This is a genomic window from Sphingorhabdus sp. (assembly GCF_044374345.1).
GTDB lineage: Bacteria > Pseudomonadota > Alphaproteobacteria > Sphingomonadales > Sphingomonadaceae > Sphingorhabdus_B.
This window is the reverse complement of the sequence record NZ_JBILOS010000044.1, coordinates 1-15,859: the sequence shown is the minus strand read 5'-3', so window position 1 is coordinate 15,859 and position 15,859 is coordinate 1. Positions and strand designations below refer to the sequence as shown.

General features: G+C 55.8%; 15 protein-coding genes and 1 other RNA gene. 6 read left to right on the top strand and 10 right to left on the bottom strand.

Annotation, left to right across the window (positions count from 1 at the left end; translation table 11 throughout):
* From ACIQ5B_RS06185 to ssrA, 3 genes are all read left to right on the top strand, one after another.
* Positions 1-893 (top strand): cysteine desulfurase family protein (locus ACIQ5B_RS06185; RefSeq protein WP_397598254.1); only part of this gene is annotated, 893 nt, incomplete at its 5' end.
* Complete coding sequence (locus ACIQ5B_RS06180; RefSeq protein WP_397575638.1) at positions 890-1,222, top strand: 2Fe-2S iron-sulfur cluster-binding protein; 333 nt, start codon at positions 890-892, stop codon at positions 1,220-1,222. The genes ACIQ5B_RS06185 and ACIQ5B_RS06180, both read left to right, overlap by 4 nt.
* 6 nt (positions 1,223-1,228) lie before the next feature.
* Positions 1,229-1,608, top strand: a transfer-messenger RNA (tmRNA) gene (gene ssrA, locus ACIQ5B_RS06175).
* A 116-nt stretch (positions 1,609-1,724) separates the two neighbouring features.
* Here ssrA and ACIQ5B_RS06170 read toward each other — a convergent pair.
* The 8 genes from ACIQ5B_RS06170 to ACIQ5B_RS06135 all read right to left on the bottom strand — a co-directional run bounded on the left by ACIQ5B_RS06170 (position 1,725) and on the right by ACIQ5B_RS06135 (position 11,101).
* Positions 1,725-1,949, bottom strand: a complete 225-nt coding sequence (locus ACIQ5B_RS06170; RefSeq protein WP_397598253.1) for a hypothetical protein — start codon at positions 1,947-1,949, stop codon at positions 1,725-1,727.
* A gap of 94 nt (positions 1,950-2,043) precedes the next feature.
* A complete protein-coding gene (locus ACIQ5B_RS06165; RefSeq protein WP_397598252.1) occupies positions 2,044-3,297 on the bottom strand; it encodes an N-succinylarginine dihydrolase in 1,254 nt (417 codons plus the stop codon).
* Between the two features lie 2 nt (positions 3,298-3,299).
* Complete coding sequence (locus ACIQ5B_RS06160) at positions 3,300-4,331, bottom strand: arginine N-succinyltransferase (protein WP_397598251.1); 1,032 nt, start codon at positions 4,329-4,331, stop codon at positions 3,300-3,302.
* Complete coding sequence (locus ACIQ5B_RS06155) at positions 4,328-5,536, bottom strand: hydrolase (protein WP_397598250.1); 1,209 nt, start codon at positions 5,534-5,536, stop codon at positions 4,328-4,330. The genes ACIQ5B_RS06160 and ACIQ5B_RS06155 overlap by 4 nt, the downstream gene beginning before the upstream one ends.
* A 50-nt stretch (positions 5,537-5,586) precedes the next feature.
* A complete protein-coding gene (gene rsmA / locus ACIQ5B_RS06150) occupies positions 5,587-6,408 on the bottom strand; it encodes a 16S rRNA (adenine(1518)-N(6)/adenine(1519)-N(6))-dimethyltransferase RsmA (protein ID WP_397598249.1) in 822 nt (273 codons plus the stop codon).
* Complete coding sequence (gene pdxA, locus ACIQ5B_RS06145; protein WP_397598248.1) at positions 6,405-7,424, bottom strand: 4-hydroxythreonine-4-phosphate dehydrogenase PdxA; 1,020 nt, start codon at positions 7,422-7,424, stop codon at positions 6,405-6,407. Before pdxA ends, rsmA begins: the two co-directional genes overlap by 4 nt.
* Positions 7,424-8,764 carry a peptidylprolyl isomerase gene (locus ACIQ5B_RS06140; RefSeq protein ID WP_397598247.1) on the bottom strand — a complete coding sequence of 447 codons (1,341 nt, stop codon included), beginning with the start codon at positions 8,762-8,764 and terminating at the stop codon, positions 7,424-7,426. The genes pdxA and ACIQ5B_RS06140 overlap by 1 nt, the downstream gene beginning before the upstream one ends.
* 105 nt (positions 8,765-8,869) lie before the next feature.
* Positions 8,870-11,101, bottom strand: coding sequence for an LPS-assembly protein LptD (locus ACIQ5B_RS06135; protein WP_397598246.1), 2,232 nt, complete (start codon positions 11,099-11,101; stop codon positions 8,870-8,872).
* Positions 11,102-11,277: 176 nt separating this feature from the next.
* On the opposite strand from ACIQ5B_RS06135, the gene ACIQ5B_RS06130 reads away from it, so the two are divergent.
* The 3 genes from ACIQ5B_RS06130 to ndk all read left to right on the top strand — a co-directional run bounded on the left by ACIQ5B_RS06130 (position 11,278) and on the right by ndk (position 13,669).
* On the top strand, positions 11,278-12,735 hold the full coding sequence (locus ACIQ5B_RS06130) for a leucyl aminopeptidase (protein WP_397598245.1): 1,458 nt from the start codon (positions 11,278-11,280) through the stop codon (positions 12,733-12,735).
* A gap of 12 nt (positions 12,736-12,747) precedes the next feature.
* Entirely contained in the window at positions 12,748-13,179 is a 432-nt protein-coding gene (locus ACIQ5B_RS06125) for a DNA polymerase III subunit chi (protein ID WP_397598244.1), read from the top strand.
* 67 nt (positions 13,180-13,246) lie between these two features.
* A complete protein-coding gene (gene ndk / locus ACIQ5B_RS06120; protein WP_306062378.1) occupies positions 13,247-13,669 on the top strand; it encodes a nucleoside-diphosphate kinase in 423 nt (140 codons plus the stop codon).
* 135 nt (positions 13,670-13,804) lie between these two features.
* Here the strand turns inward: ndk and purN are convergent, their stop codons facing one another.
* Both purN and purM read right to left on the bottom strand, forming a co-directional pair.
* Entirely contained in the window at positions 13,805-14,755 is a 951-nt protein-coding gene (gene purN / locus ACIQ5B_RS06115; RefSeq protein ID WP_397598243.1) for a phosphoribosylglycinamide formyltransferase, read from the bottom strand.
* Positions 14,748-15,854: a phosphoribosylformylglycinamidine cyclo-ligase gene (gene purM, locus ACIQ5B_RS06110; protein ID WP_397598255.1), complete on the bottom strand. Its 1,107-nt coding sequence runs from the start codon at positions 15,852-15,854 to the stop codon at positions 14,748-14,750. Before purM ends, purN begins: the two co-directional genes overlap by 8 nt.
* Positions 15,855-15,859: the final 5 nt, after the last annotated feature.

The following is a 15,859-nucleotide window of genomic DNA, read 5'->3' as shown; positions in this document are numbered from 1 at the left end:
AGGGTGGGCGCGTGATCTTTACCTCTGGTGCGACTGAGGCAATCAATCTGGCCATCATGGGATGCGGGCTGCCTGTCGCCGCTGCCGCGACCGAGCATGCTGCGGTTTTGGACATTTTTGAATTTCTAGGTGGGCGGACTTTCCCCGTCGATGGTTCGGGCTTAATTTGTCCCGAAGTGCCAGCGTCTGGTTCCGTTGGTGGGCAGGCGTTAACTGCGATCATGCTGGTCAATAACGAGATTGGGACCATCCAGCCTATTGCGGAGCTTGCAGCAGGCGCACACGCCCAAGGCAATCTATTCCTATGCGACGCAGTTCAGGCATTTGGACGCATGCCGATCCCCGATGGTCCCGACATGATCGCGATATCCGCGCACAAAATCCACGGTCCAAAAGGCATTGGCGCCTTGTGGGTGCGTGACGGGGTTACGCTAACGCCGCAAATGCTTGGCGGTGGGCAGGAACAAGGCATGCGCTCGGGTACATTGTCGCCCGCGTTATGCGCTGGATTTGGCGCAGCAGCCAAGTTGGCGGCAGAGCGCATGGACGCGGATGCCATGCATGTGTCTGCCTTATGGGACCGCGCTGCCAGCGCATTTGCGGATTGGACTATTAACGGTTCGACGGCCCGTCGCTATAAAGGCAATCTCAATATCCGCCGCGACGGTGTAGATGCCGCGCGGTTGATATCGGAGTGCCGGAACATCGCCTTTTCCGCTGGATCGGCCTGTGCCAGTGGTTCTGGCCGCCCTAGCCATGTGTTGCGCGCGCTTGGCCTGACTGATGCACAGGCGAAATCATCGATACGTTTGGGTTTTGGCCGCTATACGACGGAGGAAGAGATTGATATGGCCGCAGCTGCAATCAACCGGTCAGCAGAGGCGATGCTATGATCAAAGTCACGTTCATCACTGCCGATGGCACTGTCCAGGACGTGGAAGCGGTCGAGGGCCAAAGGCTGCTGGAAATCGCCCAAGCCGCAGGGCAGCCGTTGGAAGGCACGTGCGAGGGGCAAATGGCCTGTTCAACCTGCCATGTGATCATTGACAAGCTTTGGTTCGACAAACTTCCCCGGTCGGTTGAGGACGAGGAAGACATGCTCGACCTCGCTACCGGTGCGCGGCGCACCAGTCGTTTGTCATGCCAAATCGTGCTGACACCGGATCTCGACGGACTGGTGGTTCATATTCCGGCGGAGAGCCGAAATATGCAGGGTCTTTAACCGCCTTCACTTCCCATTCACGAAAAAGCGCCTATATAGGTCGGTGCCGGGTTCGCCCGGCTATGGTGATAAATTGCGGTGTGCAATAGATGCAGCGGACCCGGGGGCGGTACCCGGCAGCTCCACCAAAATCTCTGTTTTGCAGAGGTATTGGAGGGGCTGAACTAGGATCGACGTGCGTTGAAAAGCATTGTTTTTGCCCGGCATGAATAAGCCGTGAAATGGTTCATAACCAATAGGTGCAAACGATAACGAAGCACTTGCTCTCGCAGCATAATTTTGGGCCTCACGGTCTGAACTTATACTAAAAGAACGCGGCCGGACCGGCCGGGCAACAGAAAGGTTACGGCGGCCCGGGGGGTGCCGAGCAACAGAAACCCCCCACCTAATCCAGCATTTTCAGGAAAAGTGGGAACCGGTTTCCCGGTTAAAAAATGCGCGAGCTGTTGAACCGCCGAGCAAAAGAACCCCGGGGCTTTTTCTTATTTACTGATGCTGAGCGTTAATCCTCACCGAAGGCTGCATCAAATTCGACCGCTTGAAGCATTTTGGCGGCAGCGATGAAAACGGCGCCTGTGCACAGCAGAAAGAACACTTTCCCGATGTTGCCGGGATATTGGACCATATACTCCTGCCCACGCTTCACGGCACCCAAACCAAGCGCGTAGGTGATCATAAAGACCTCTAGTTTCGTTTTGATCGTGAACAGGCGTAGGATGCGTTTCATAGTTAACTAAATACGAAGCAATGCCCGTGCCAAATCAGTATTTGCAGCGGTGACGATGGTTAACGGACGCGCTGATTGTAAGAAAAACCGACAGTCAGGCTAACGCGGTCAGATCGCACATGGTTAACAGTGCCATGCGCGCCGCGCGTACCTGATCCATCAGTGACGCATCGCCCAATTGGTCCGGCACAATCGATTCCGGCCAAAATGCAGCAACCACGCTGGCAATCTGGTCGAGCTTAGCCTCATTGGCGATGAAGCGCGGATCGACTGTGGCAGGATCTGCAACCACGCGCAGGCGCAAACAGGCCGGGCCGCCGCCATTGGCCATGGATTGGCGGACATCGACGGGGACGAGCTTGCGAATTGGGCCATTGCCCGCGACCATCTCGCTCAGCCAGCCCCAAACCCGCACATTGTCCTGCGCCTCGCTCGGCAGGATAAGCGCCATGCCGCCGTCGGGCAGGGTCACCAACTGCGCGTTGAACAAATAGCTTTGAATAGCATCGGCAAGGCTGACCCGGTCGGCAGGCACAATGATGATCTCTGCCTCGGGCAAGAGCCGCTTGATATCGGCGTAGGTTTGTTCGGGATGTTCAAACGCCTGCTCATGGGTGAAGAGCACATGTTCATTGGCCACGGCAACGACGTCATTGTGGAACGCGCCAGCGGCAATTGCGATCTCGGATTGTTGAACGAACAATGTTTTGGCTGCATCTAGCCGGTGCGCCCGCGCAATGGCTTTCGATGCCTCAATATGCTGACGAGCGGGGAACGGACCGCCCGATTTGCCATATACAAATATCTCAATGCCAGCGTCCCCGTGCGTCTGGCAAAGGCGCATGAAGTTTGCGGCACCTTCATCGCCAAATGGCGCTGGAACGGGCCCGTGCACGGCAAAATGTGCTGCATCGGCAAATGCCAGTTTTAACTGCGCAAGCGTTCCGGTCCATTCATGGCTGCGGTGCGCCATCGTCAGCAGGTTCGCCGCCGACAGATGACATTTGCCATCCGCCGTATCAGGCGCGGGCGACACCGTGGCTGCATTGGCGGCCCACATGGCCGACGCCGAAAAAGCCGCGGCGCGGATATGCGGTTCCGCCGATTGCATGTCGCTCGACAGTCCGGAAAGCCAATTTTGGTTCGGCCGGTCGAGCGGCATGAAAAATCCCTGCGCTAATCCAAGGCGCAGGTTCGCGCGCATCTTTTCGATACCCTGCAGCGCAGCAGCCTTTGGATAAGAAGGTGCGCCGGCATTGTGTGACGATGCCAGGTTGCCAACGCTTAATCCTGCGTAATTGTGGCTTGGCCCAATGATGCCGTCAAAGTTTATTTCGACCAAAGCCATGATCAAGCGCGCTCGACATAGGTTACAGCATCGCCTGCTGAAATGCCCAAGGCACGCGCACAATTGCTGTCGATAATGACATTATCGTCTCGGTCATCGATCCAGCCATAGGCGGCTTTAAACGCATGTAGATGGCCCAGCGTTATCAGTTTTTTATGACCTGATTTATGTTCGCCAACGTCATCACTGACCGCAGTTATTATGACGTCTTTCGCGTCACGGATGCTGCGGATTTGATCTGTACGCGCGGTCATCGTCGGGCCGCCGTCAAAGATATCGATGTAATTTTCCCAAGCAAATCCCTCGTTCTCAAGCATACGCATTGCAGCGCGGCCTGAAGGATGCGGTACGCCGATGACGGTCTTTGCACTGTCGGGAAGCATCGCAATATAGACAGGGTGTTTCGGCATAAGGTCAGCGATAAACTGGTTGCCGAATTTTGCGTTAAATTCATCCGCTTCTTGAAAGCTCATGCCAAAAAAGCGGCCGGCGACACCGTCCCAAAATGGCGATCCGCCCGCTTCGTCGATGACGCCACGCAATTCTGCGATTGTACGGTCGGCAAATCTGGCGCGGTGGTTGCGAATGAACAGATAACGGCTGCGCGCAATCAGCATGCCTAAGCCGCCAGCCCGCTCGCCGGGATGCAGGAACAATCCGCCAACTTCCGTCGCGCCTTCCAGGTCCGTTGACAGATTAAGGATGTCCGCACGGAACGTCCGTTCCAGTTCAACGCTATGCTGCGTCAACGCTCCGATGCGATAGCTGTAGAACGGCCATTTTTGGCCAACTTTGCCAAATATCTGGCATGTGCCGCGCACTTCGCCTGTCGCGGTGTTTTGCAGAACGAACACATATAGATCGTCGGCGACTTCCTCACCCACGCGATCAAAGCCAGCCGCTGACCGCTCCAGCTTTTGCATCAGAGCCTTCCTGTCGGGTGGCAGATTGGTAAACCCGCCGCCTGTCCTTTTGGCCATTTCATAAATCGGCTGAAGATCGTTCATATTTGCCGGACGGATGATGAAGGTCATAAAGTCCCTTTTTCTGATAAGCGCATAATCGTCAGCGCCGACAATTTTGCGCGTTCGACCAAACTTTCGACGATGAGGAATTCATCGGAACTGTGAATGCTGCCCCCGCGTACGCCCATCGTATCTACAACGGGCACACCGCAGGCGGCGATATTATTTCCATCACATACGCCGCCGCTAGAACGCCATGCGACTGGGATACCCAGATCAACCCCGCATTGCTTGACCAAGCCAAACAGCTTTGCAGCCTCGTCATCAATGGGTTTTGGCGGGCGACCGAAACTGCCGTGCAGATGCGCACGCACATCATGTTCACGTTCAATGTCGGCAATAATCCTGCGCAGGTCCATGTCCGTCTGCTGCACAATCTCTGGCGTGCGTGGGCGAAAGTTGACCCGCAATATCGCATGGTCGGGCACAACATTATTGGGACCGCCGCCGTCAATTTTGGCGGGGTTAACCGAAAGGCCGTCGCGCGAAAGTTGCTTGAGCCGCAGCGCAAGGTCCGCCGCCGCCAAGAGCGCGTTGCGGCCATCGTCGGGGTTCCGACCCGCATGCGCCGATTTGCCCGCAATGATGATGGAGAAATTGCCGCTTCCGCCACGTTCACCCGCCAGCGTACCGTCGGGCAATGCGGGTTCATAAGTGAGTGCAGCAAGCTTGTTCTGCGCGAGCTGTGCGATCAATTTGGCGGATGATGGCGAGCCAACCTCTTCATCGCTGTTGATGAGTATCTGGTATCCCGTTTGTGCAAGTTTTCCCGACGATTCTGCAGCCTTCAACGCGGCTAGCATCACAGCAATGCCGCCCTTCATGTCGGCCACACCCGGGCCATTTAGCGTGCCGTCGTCAAGCCAACGCAATGACTGAAAACTGTGGTCCGCAGGAAACACCGTGTCCATATGTCCGGTAAACAACAATTGTGCCGGGCATTCCGGGCGAACCGTCATCAGCAAATGCCGCCCATGCGTCACTGTGGTCACCGTTCCGTCGGATAGCACGCGATCCACAGGCTCGGGCTCAACGAGTGTTACTTCGCCCGGGAGGACCGAGAATGCGTCCGCGAGCAAATTGGCCGTGGTAGCAAGGCCGTCAAGATTGCCCGAGCCGCTGTTCATCGCGGCCCAGTTCTGGACTTGGCCAAGCATAGGTGGTTGCTCTATGGTTTCAAGCGCCTGTCGTTCGCTGGCAGATAGCGTGTGCATGTCGCATTCTTAGCCTTGGATATTCCAAAGAGCCAGCCCTGCTAGATGCGTTAACCCACTTCCTTTGCCAGAGCGCACCATTCCGATATGGTGACCGTTTCGGGGCGGCGATCTTCGGCTATTCCGGCAGCGCTCAACGCTTCTAACGCGCCTGCGACGCCCTTTAGGCTCTGGCGCAACATTTTGCGGCGCTGGCCAAAGGCGGCGCCTGTCAGATTTTCGAGCACAGACATTTTGACGTCTGCGGGCGCATCCTTGGGCGTGATGTGCACCACTGCCGACATCACCTTTGGCGGGGGCGTAAATGCGGAACGATGAACGGGCATCGCAATTGCGGCATTCGACCGCCATTGCGCCAATATCGCGAGCCGGCCAAATGCGCCCGTGCCCGGCGCTGCGATAATTCGGTCTGAGACTTCACGTTGGAACATCAAGGTCAGGCTTTTCCAACGCGGCGGCCATTCGTTACCGCCCAACCAGCCCACCGCAAGCGCAGTGCCGACATTGTACGGCAGGTTTGAAACAACATGAAACGGTGCACCAATTTCAGCGAAGGGATCGATTTTTAACGCATCGCCTTCAATCACGCGAAGCTGGCCCGGAAATGCCTCTGACAGCTCGGCTAAGGCAGGAAGACAACGATGGTCGCGCTCAACGGCCAGCACCTGTGCGCCTGCACGCAGGAGCGCTCTGGTGAGGCCACCGGGGCCGGGGCCAACTTCATATACATGCTCGCCCGCCAAGCTGCCGGGAATGGCGGCAATGCGATCGAGCAGCTTTTCATCGAACAGAAAATTTTGACCGAGCGCCTTACTGGCGGACAAACCATGTCGCGCAATGACATCTCGAAGCGGAGGGAGCGACACCGTCATCCGCCAAAATCGGCCGCAGCAAGGCGATGCAGCGCCGCAGATTCAGCCATCTTAATCGCAGCAATCATCGAAAGCGGAAGTGCCATATTCTTGCCAGCAATTCCGAACGCCGTGCCATGGTCTGGCGAGGTGCGGACAACGGGCAGCCCTAGCGTAATGTTTACCGCATCATGAAAATACAGCGTTTTCAAAGGAATGAGGGCCTGATCATGATAAGCGCACAAGGCCGCGTCATAATGCGACCGCGCTTCGGCATGAAACATCGTGTCGGCAGGCAAGGGGCCAATAACGTCGATGCCTTCACCACGAATCTGTTCAATCGCGGGTTCGAATATGTCCAGTTCTTCGCGGCCCATATTGCCTGCTTCGCCAGCGTGCGGATTAAACCCAGCAACGGCCAGACGTGGATTTGCTATGCCAAAATTACGTTGCAGGCCCTTGGCTGTCGCACGCAGGCGTTGGCGGATCAACCGACCGTCAAGCTGCTTCGCGACGGACGCAAGCGGGATATGCGTCGTCATTGGGACAACACGCAGGTCAGGGCCGGCAAGCATCATCACGGCATTGTTTTTGGAAACGCCGCAACGCTCTGCAATGAACTCGGTTTGCCCTGGATGCGTGAAGCCGACCGCGTATAACTGCGCTTTGGATACAGGGCCTGTGACCAATGCGGCGGCACTGCCAGCACGGGCAAAGCCAATTGCCATTTCAAGCGCTTGATATGCGCAATGCGCGCCATCAAGGTCGGGCGTACCCGGAACAATCGAAATGCAGTTATGCACTTGTATGACCGGAAGAGCCGTATCAAAATGCGTAAAGGTTTCGGCCGGATCTTCAATACGGACGACCGGACCATTCCAGTGCGGCGCGAAGCTAGCGATATCACCAATTGCAAAGAATGGCGCCAATCCAGCCGCGTGGCGGGCCTCCCACGCTTTGCCAATTATCTCCGGCCCTATGCCCGCCGGGTCACCGACCGAAACGGCCAGTGGCAGTTCCAGTCGGCCAACCGACATCAGTTATATTCGATAACAGCGTCGCGGCGCAAATCGCGCAGGTAAATCCTGGCGCGCTTGTTTACGCGCTCTTCTTCCAGCCGCGACATGATTTCGTCGAAGCTTTCAGATGACGTTTCCTGCGGGGCATCACGACCACATAAGACGAACACGCGAACGCCGTCTTGCAGCGAACCATAAGGCGGTGTCGACTGCCCAATCTGCAGATCCAGCATGACCTGTTGCAAAGGCGCCGGAAGCTCACGGATTTTAATGCCGTCGCGGTTGACCACATCGGCGCCCAGTTTGCGCGCCATTTCGTCAGCGGCACCACAACCCATGATCTGCTGCGTTTCTTCGCTAAATTGCTTTACCAGCGGCGCAACGTCGGCTTCCGCTATTCCTTTTGGAAAGGTGATCGCGATCTGCTTCAAGCTCAGCACGGAATCGCGTGGATCGGACGTTGCAACCTGACGCGTGTCGATCAACAGCAATATCGAAATCCCGCCGGGCGAGGCAACGGCCTGAATCTCGTTTGCGTTCATGTTGGCTGCAGCGTTGGCGAGCGACTGGGGCAGCTGCGCCAAGGAAAGCCATCCAAGGTCACCGCCGACTGACGCGGTTGAGGCTTCCGAAAACTGCCGCGCATATGCAACAAAGTTACCGCCCTGACGCAGCTGGTCGATAATTTTCTTCGTGTTCTCGGTGACCGCTGGCATCGTTTCCGGCGTTGCAGACAAATAAATCTCGCCCAAACGATATTCCGTGGTTCCCTTGGTAGCCTTGATACGCTCGATAATGGCATTCACTTCATCGTCGCTGACATTGGCCGATGGCCGCACATTGCGCGACAACAGGCGGCTCCAGGAAAGCTCGCCTTTAATCTGGCGCTTCAACGTCGCTACCGATGAACCGATAGAGATCAGATATTTTTCCACCTCACTCGCAGGCCGATTGAAATTCTGCTGCGCGACGCGATTGAAATATTGATTCACTTCCGCGTCGGTGACTTCAATCTCATTGGCGGCGGCTTCTTGGATTTGCAGCGTTTCATCAATCAGGTTCGTCAAAATCTGTGCACGGAAACGCGCCAATTCTTCAGGGGGCAGCTTATTTTCATTGGCAGCAACGATCAGCGCGAGGCGATGATCAATGTCCGTGCCTGTAATAATCTCGCCATTCACCTGCGCCGTCGCACGGCGCACATTGGGGTCGTTTTTGCCAAATAGCTGCTGTCCGTCTGGAATCGACGATGTGGCTTCTTGTGCACCATCATCACCGACAGTTTGCGCAATCAGCGGTGTCAGCGCCGTTGCGGAAACGAGCACAGCGACGAGGGACAGGCGCTTGAATAACTTCATTGATTTACATCCAGTACACAGACAGTTCGAGGGGAGGGGTAACCAAGCACTGCTGAACAGCAGATGAGTAGTATCATCCTTCTCCGCGAATTTATTCCGGATGCTTTACACACCGAGATTGCGAAATGCCAGACGGAACAGAAAGCTGTTTCCACGCTGCGAATCTCCGACAGGCTGATAGTCGCGCCGCCACGCCAGGCTTAACGACAAGCAGTCGTCGTCATAGGAAATGCCAACCCGGTGCCGGATGGGGTCGAAGCCATCGGAAATGCTTGTTGGATCCTCTGCTGTGTCCGTCAAATCGACAATTGTAGATCCAAATACCGACCAAAAACGTGCAACACGCACGCGTCCTGCCAAACGAATTTCTTCACGGTCAGTGAGGTCTTCGACGGTCGGCCCAATATTGCGATTGAGCTTTAGATAACCCGCCTGAACATATGTGCCGCGGGATCCTATTGTGGCATCGACCTCATTACGGCGTATCGCCAAATTGTCTTTATCCAGGCGGAAGCGGTGTGTGAGTTTAACCAAGTCTTTGAAACGAAATTCCGACCTGCCGATAATATCCGATGCTTTGTCAGATAGGCCCGTTCCATCAGGGAAAATCGACCCTCGGTCGGACAGGCGGTAACTTTGACCCAGGTTGATGTTAGCGGTAAAGTCGGATTTGCGTAATGCCCAGTCGAACCCATATGTAATGCGCAGGTCGTCTTCAAAGCGATCGTAGCCAGGGAATCGGTTGAGCGCGAACAGGTTGCTGTCTTCCAAATCCACGGCGCGCGAATCTTCATTTGGTATGTTCAAATTGGAAATCGACGGCGCTGCAACCATTTGCACGCGGGGCGTAAGAATCTGCGTGCCGCCAAAGGCTTTTCCGACAAAAGGCCATTTAATATCCGCTGCGGTGGCGAAAATGGCGCGGTGCTGCCACCCTGTATCTCCGCGGTATATCGCGGTCAGCGTGCTGGCATTTTCGTCGCTATGGTACACATCCCCGCGCGCGAGCGCCGTGAGCGTTAGTTCCTGCCCAAGCGCGGTTATTTTGCGCAGATCCCATTTGGCGGACGAAAATGCGCGCTGCGTGTCTTGGCCCTCGGTCCGGCTGATGGCCAGGCTGTTGGCTTGAAGCTGGATTGTGCCGCCGACAATGGGGGCATCCATGCGCAGGCGGTAATCCAGTTCGGGCAGCGCGATTGGCGTTAGACCTTGGCGATCGCTGACGCGCAGGGTCTGGACTGCCCAGCCAGCGAGCGAGAAGTAGCTGTTGTCTCCAATCCGTTCGGCGGAAAAGGTAGAGCGGAGCCTGTCATCCCGGCTGATGTCATAACGCCGCAAAAATGTGCGGTCCGACGCATAACGGCCGGATGCTGAAATAGACCAATTGGGGTCGATCTGGAACTTGCCTGCGCCTTCGAGATAGCCACGGAAAACATCTGCGCCGACAGGTGTCGACGCGCCGCTTGTATTGATACGATTGCTATAGGTCCCGTATGCGCTCAGTTCGATAGCGCCATTTTTTTCGAGCGTCCGGAAATTTAGTCTGCCCAAGGGTGCTGCGCCGGTAAAAGCGGTTATCGCTGCAGTCGCATCCCGATTTTCGGATATTCGCCAATAATAGGATTGCTCAAGCTCAGCGCCGTTATTTCGCGAAAAGCCGATGCTGGGTACAAGAAAGCCGCTGCCAGCTTTGGCATCTACCGGGTGCGACAGAAATGGCAGCGGAATGACCGGCAGGCCAAACAGTTCAATCCGTGCGCCCTTATAGACAACACGTTTTTTGCTGGGGTCGTAAACGACCTTAACCGCTTTCACTTCCCAGCTCGGTTTTTTGGGACAACCGTCGGCGTCTAGTACTTTGCACGCCGTATATGCCGCATAATCAAGCGTATAAATGCCATCTTTCCGTCCACCGCGTTTGGCGGCAAGCCGGCTTTCGTCCGCCAAAACGACAAGCAGATTGTCGATAACGCCGTCTTTCAGTGCATCGGTGAGTTCAATCTTGTCGCCATAGGCAACGTCGCCCTCTGGACCGATTGCGCGGATGGCGCCTTCAGCGAAAACACGCCCGCTTTTGCGGTCCCAGATGATATTGTCTGCACGTAATGTATATCCATCGCGACTGACAATCACATTGCCTTTTGCGGTGACGGTTTCTGTGTTGGAGTCATATTCAACAACAGCAGCATCTAAATCGATTTGGTCGCTGGCCTTTTGTGCGGCTGCCGCTGAGGGCCCCGTTTGGGCCAATGCGACAGACGACACAGACCCGCATCCAATGAAAATCGGAACAAGCAAAAAGCGCGATAAAAAGGTGCGGGTGGCGGGGATAATCATAAAAACCGTGCAGTCCTTTATCGCCGCTATCGCATTGGGTCCACCCATCATCCCATTTAACGCTGTATTTGCGATTAACCGTGGGAATTTATTCCCTATCTTTTGCTTTAATCCAAGGGTGAATTAGGCCTATAGACCCGTAAAATCCGTTATCCGCAAAAAGGCATATCATTTCCATGAAGATCAATTTTTCCGATGCACGCCCCCAAGATGCTGACGTCCTCGCGTTCATCGTCACAAAAACTACCTTCGCCGACTTCACATTTCCTTTGGAAAATAGCGATATCGTGCACGCGACCGCAAAATTGGCGCGTTTCGAAGGTGCGGCAGGGCAAAGCTTTCTGCTCATCAACGAAGATGGCGGGAAGCTTGTTCGGATCATTTTGGTCGGTGTCGCGGACGGTGAAGCCGGCGATTATCAAAAGGCGGGCGGCGATATTGTTGCCAAGGTTCAGACATCGGGCGCCAAACATATTGCCATTCATGGCGCGAACCTGAGCGCGAAAGCGGCTGCAGAAGCGGCTTATGGTGCAACATTGCGCAACTGGCGCATGGACAAGTACCGCACCAAATTGGCCGAAACGTCAAAGCCGACCGTGGAAACATTGACGGTGGCAAACGCGCCTGCAGACGCAAGCACGCTGTGGCCGAGCTATCATGCAATTGCTGAAGGCGTTGCCTTGACCAAGGAACTGGTCACCGAACCTGCCAATATCATTTATCCGGAAAGCTTTGTTGAACGCTGTAAACATCTTGCGGAGCTTGGCGTCGAAATCAGCGTGCTGGATGACAAGGACATGGCCGCGCTTGGAATGGGCGCGCTGCTTGGCGTGGCGCAAGGCTCGCGTCGTCCGCCTCGTTTGCTGGTGATGAAGTGGGACGGTACCGGCGGTTCGCAGGAACGGCCTGTTGCTTTGGTCGGCAAGGGCGTGACTTTCGATACCGGCGGCATTTCCATCAAGCCAGCCGCGGGCATGGAAGATATGAAGTGGGATATGGGCGGCGCAGGCGCTGTCGCGGGCGCGATGAAGGCGCTCGCTGGTCGTAAGGCAAAGGCCTATGTTGTCGGCGTCTGTGGCCTTGTGGAGAACATGCCTGACGGCAATGCACAACGCCCCGGCGACATTGTGACATCAATGTCGGGCCAAACCATTGAGGTGCTGAATACCGACGCCGAAGGGCGTCTGGTGCTGTGTGATGCGCTGCATTGGGTTCAGGAAAAGTATAACCCTGAATATATTGTCGATCTCGCAACATTGACCGGCGCGATTATCGTATCGCTGGGCAGTGAATATGCTGGCCTGTTCTCGAACAGCGATGAACTCGCCGACAAGTTGACCGCTGCGGGTAAGGCCTCTGGCGACCCGCTGTGGCGCTTCCCGCTTTCGAAGGCTTATGACAAAATGATCGACAGCCCGATTGCCGACATGAAGAATATCGGCGGCAAGGGCGCTGGTTCCATCACCGCCGCACAATTCCTTGGTCGTTTCATCAAGGACGGCGTGAAATGGGCGCATTTGGACATCGCCGGGACCGTATGGGCCGATAAAGCGGGGCCCGTGTGGGATAAGGGCGCAACGGGCTTTGGCGTGCGTTTGCTTGACCGGTTTGTCGCGGATAATTTTGAAGGTTGATGTTGCCGCGACATGCAGGTCGATTTCTATCAACTCACACGCGATCCTGCTGAAAAAGTTCTGCCTGCCATTGCCCAGCGAATCTTGGACAATAAAGGGCGGTTGCTGATTATCAGTGATGATGCAGGCCAGCTGGATGCGATCTCTGGCGCGTTGTGGACCGCAAGGGCGGACAGCTTTTTAGCGCACGCAAAATCGGGGGAGGGCGATGATGCACTTCAGCCGATATTGTTGTCGCACGATACCGATGCACCAAATGGCGCCAAATTTGTTGCGCTGGCTGACGGTAATTGGCGTGCGGTTACCCAAGAATTTGAGCGGATCTTTTATCTTTTCCCACCGGAGCAGACCGACAATGCGCGGTCGGCATGGCGGACATTGGGCGATGGGGTAGAGCGCCGCTATTGGAAACAGGACGGTGGCAAATGGGTTCAAGGCCCATAAAGCTTGCACTCAACGTGCAGCGACGTTAGATGCGCGCCAAATTCCCCCTACAAATATGGAGCTTTTCATGTCGGTTACCCGCACTTTTTCGATCATTAAGCCTGACGCAACGCGTCGCAACCTAACTGGCGCAGTCACCAAGATGCTTGAAGAAGCCGGCCTGCGCGTCGTTGCTTCAAAGCGTATCCACATGACCCGCGAACAGGCCGAAGGCTTCTACGCGGTGCACCGTGAGCGCCCATTCTTTGGTGAACTCGTTGATTTCATGATCAGCGGTCCAGTTGTTGTTCAGGTTCTTGAAGGCGAAAACGCCATGCAGCGTAACCGCGACATCATGGGCGCGACCAACCCTGCGAATGCTGAACCCGGCACGATCCGCAAGGAACTGGCCGAAAGCATCGAAGCGAATAGCGTCCACGGTTCGGACAGCGACGAAAACGCAGCGATTGAAATCGCCTACTTCTTCAAGCCAGAAGAAATCGTCGGCTAAACCCGATCAATCTAAGATTATCTGACACCAAGCGCGTAGCGCGCGCTTGGTGTCAATGTTCCTAACTTGGCGCAGTTGCAATTTTTCTGAAAAGTCGAGATCGACTTCGAAAAAGCCTATGGAGCCTGCAACCGATTAGGCCGAGCCGAGTATATCCAGAAATTTCGTAAGCTTCTTCGGCGCTACTGCGCGCCAGCTTTTGGCGATCCATTCGCCGATATGATCCCAATCGGTATCGCCCAGGTCGAGCCTGATGCCCACCCAGCCATCGCCGAAATAAGCGGGGCGGTAATACCTCTCATCATTGCTATCGATCAGCATCGCCTGTTCTTCGGCGCCGCTGATTTTGACCAAGAGCGCGATTTTTCCGTCGCCATGATGGTCGATGGATACATAAGCGAATTTCTTGCCGCCGACGATCCCGAAGCAGGGCATTCCGTGCGACACCACTTCGTCGGCCTCTGGCTGGGCCAACGCGATTTCGCGCACTTTTGATGTCAGATAATCCGGGTTCGTTGCCCGCGAAACATAGTCGGCCAGCGTCCGCGGATACAATTGATGCTCGGCAATCTTGACGCGCTCCGCCAATGAATCGGCGGTGTCATTAGGCAAAACGGCGACCTCCATCTGGCCAAGAAGGGGGCCTTCATCAAGGTCGGCCGTGACAAGGTGTACGCTGCAACCAGCGATACTGTCGCCTGCGTCAATCGCGCGCTGGTGGGTGTGTAGCCCGGTATATTTGGGCAATAGGGATGGGTGGATATTGAGCATCCTGCCGCCCCATTTTTCGACGAAGTTTTCGCTCAATATCCGCATATATCCCGCAAGCGCGACATAAGCCGCCCCCGCTTTGGTAATGTGGTTGTGCATTATTTCGTCATGGTCGGCCCGCTTAAGACCAACGTGCGATTGTGCGAACGTTGCGACGCCTTCGGCTTGTGCAAGCTTCAACCCTTCTGCGTCGGGATTGTTGCTGGCGACCAGAACAACTTCATATGGGCTGTCTGGGCGTTTTGCGGCATATAACAACGCCGCCATATTGGTGCCGCCGCCGGAAATAAGGACCGCAACACGCGCCTTAGCCATGATGGGTCGCAGTCCAATCGGCTTGAGCGCTCCAGGTTTCGATGCTGCCTGTAACCGTGCAGCCTTTTTCACCCGCTGCAATATGTCCAATGCGGAACACGGTCTCTCCCGCGGCCTCAAGTGCAGCGGTTACGCCCGCGACTTCGGTTTCATCGACAACCACCGCCATGCCAATGCCGCAGTTGAATGTGCGTGCCATTTCCTCTGGCTCGATATGACCTTGCGCTTGCAAGAACGCCATCAAGCGCGGTTGTTCCCATGCGTCTGCATCGACATGTGCGTGCAAACCGTCCGGCAGGATACGCGGGATATTTTCAAGCAAGCCACCGCCGGTAATATGCGCCATCGCATGGATCTTACCCGTGCGGACCATCGGCAGCAGCGATTTTACATAGATGCGGGTCGGCGCCATGAGCGCATCGATAAGAATGACATTTTGGTCGAAAATGGCCGGACGATCGAGTTTCCAGCCCTTGTCTGCGGCAAGCCGCCGAACCAGCGAAAAACCGTTGGAATGCACGCCTGATGACGCAAGGCCCAGGATGACGTCGCCCGCCGCGACCTTGTCTGCCGTCAGCACTTGATCGCGCTCCACCGCGCCGACGCAGAAACCGGCAAGGTCATAGTCGCCTTCGGAATACATGCCCGGCATTTCAGCGGTCTCGCCGCCAATTAACGCGCAGCCGGCTTGCTTGCAGCCTTCAGCGATGCTGGCGACAACAGACGTGGCAACGGCGTTGTCGAGTTTTCCGGTGGCATAATAATCAAGGAAGAAAAGCGGCTCTGCGCCTTGCACTATCAAGTCATTGGCGCACATCGCGACAAGATCAATGCCCACGCCTTCATGGCGACCGGATTCGATGGCCAGTTTCAGCTTCGTTCCGACGCCATCATTCGCGGCGACCAGAAGTGGGTCATTAAAGCCTGCTGCCTTGAGGTCGAAAAACCCGCCAAATCCGCCAAGATCGGCATCCGCGCCAGCGCGCCGGGTCGATTTCGCCAGCGGCGCAATCGCGCGCACAAGCGCGTTACCGGTTTCAATGGAAACACCGGCCTTGGCATAGGTGTAAGATTCGGGCTTCTGTTTTTTTGCGTCCATTTGTC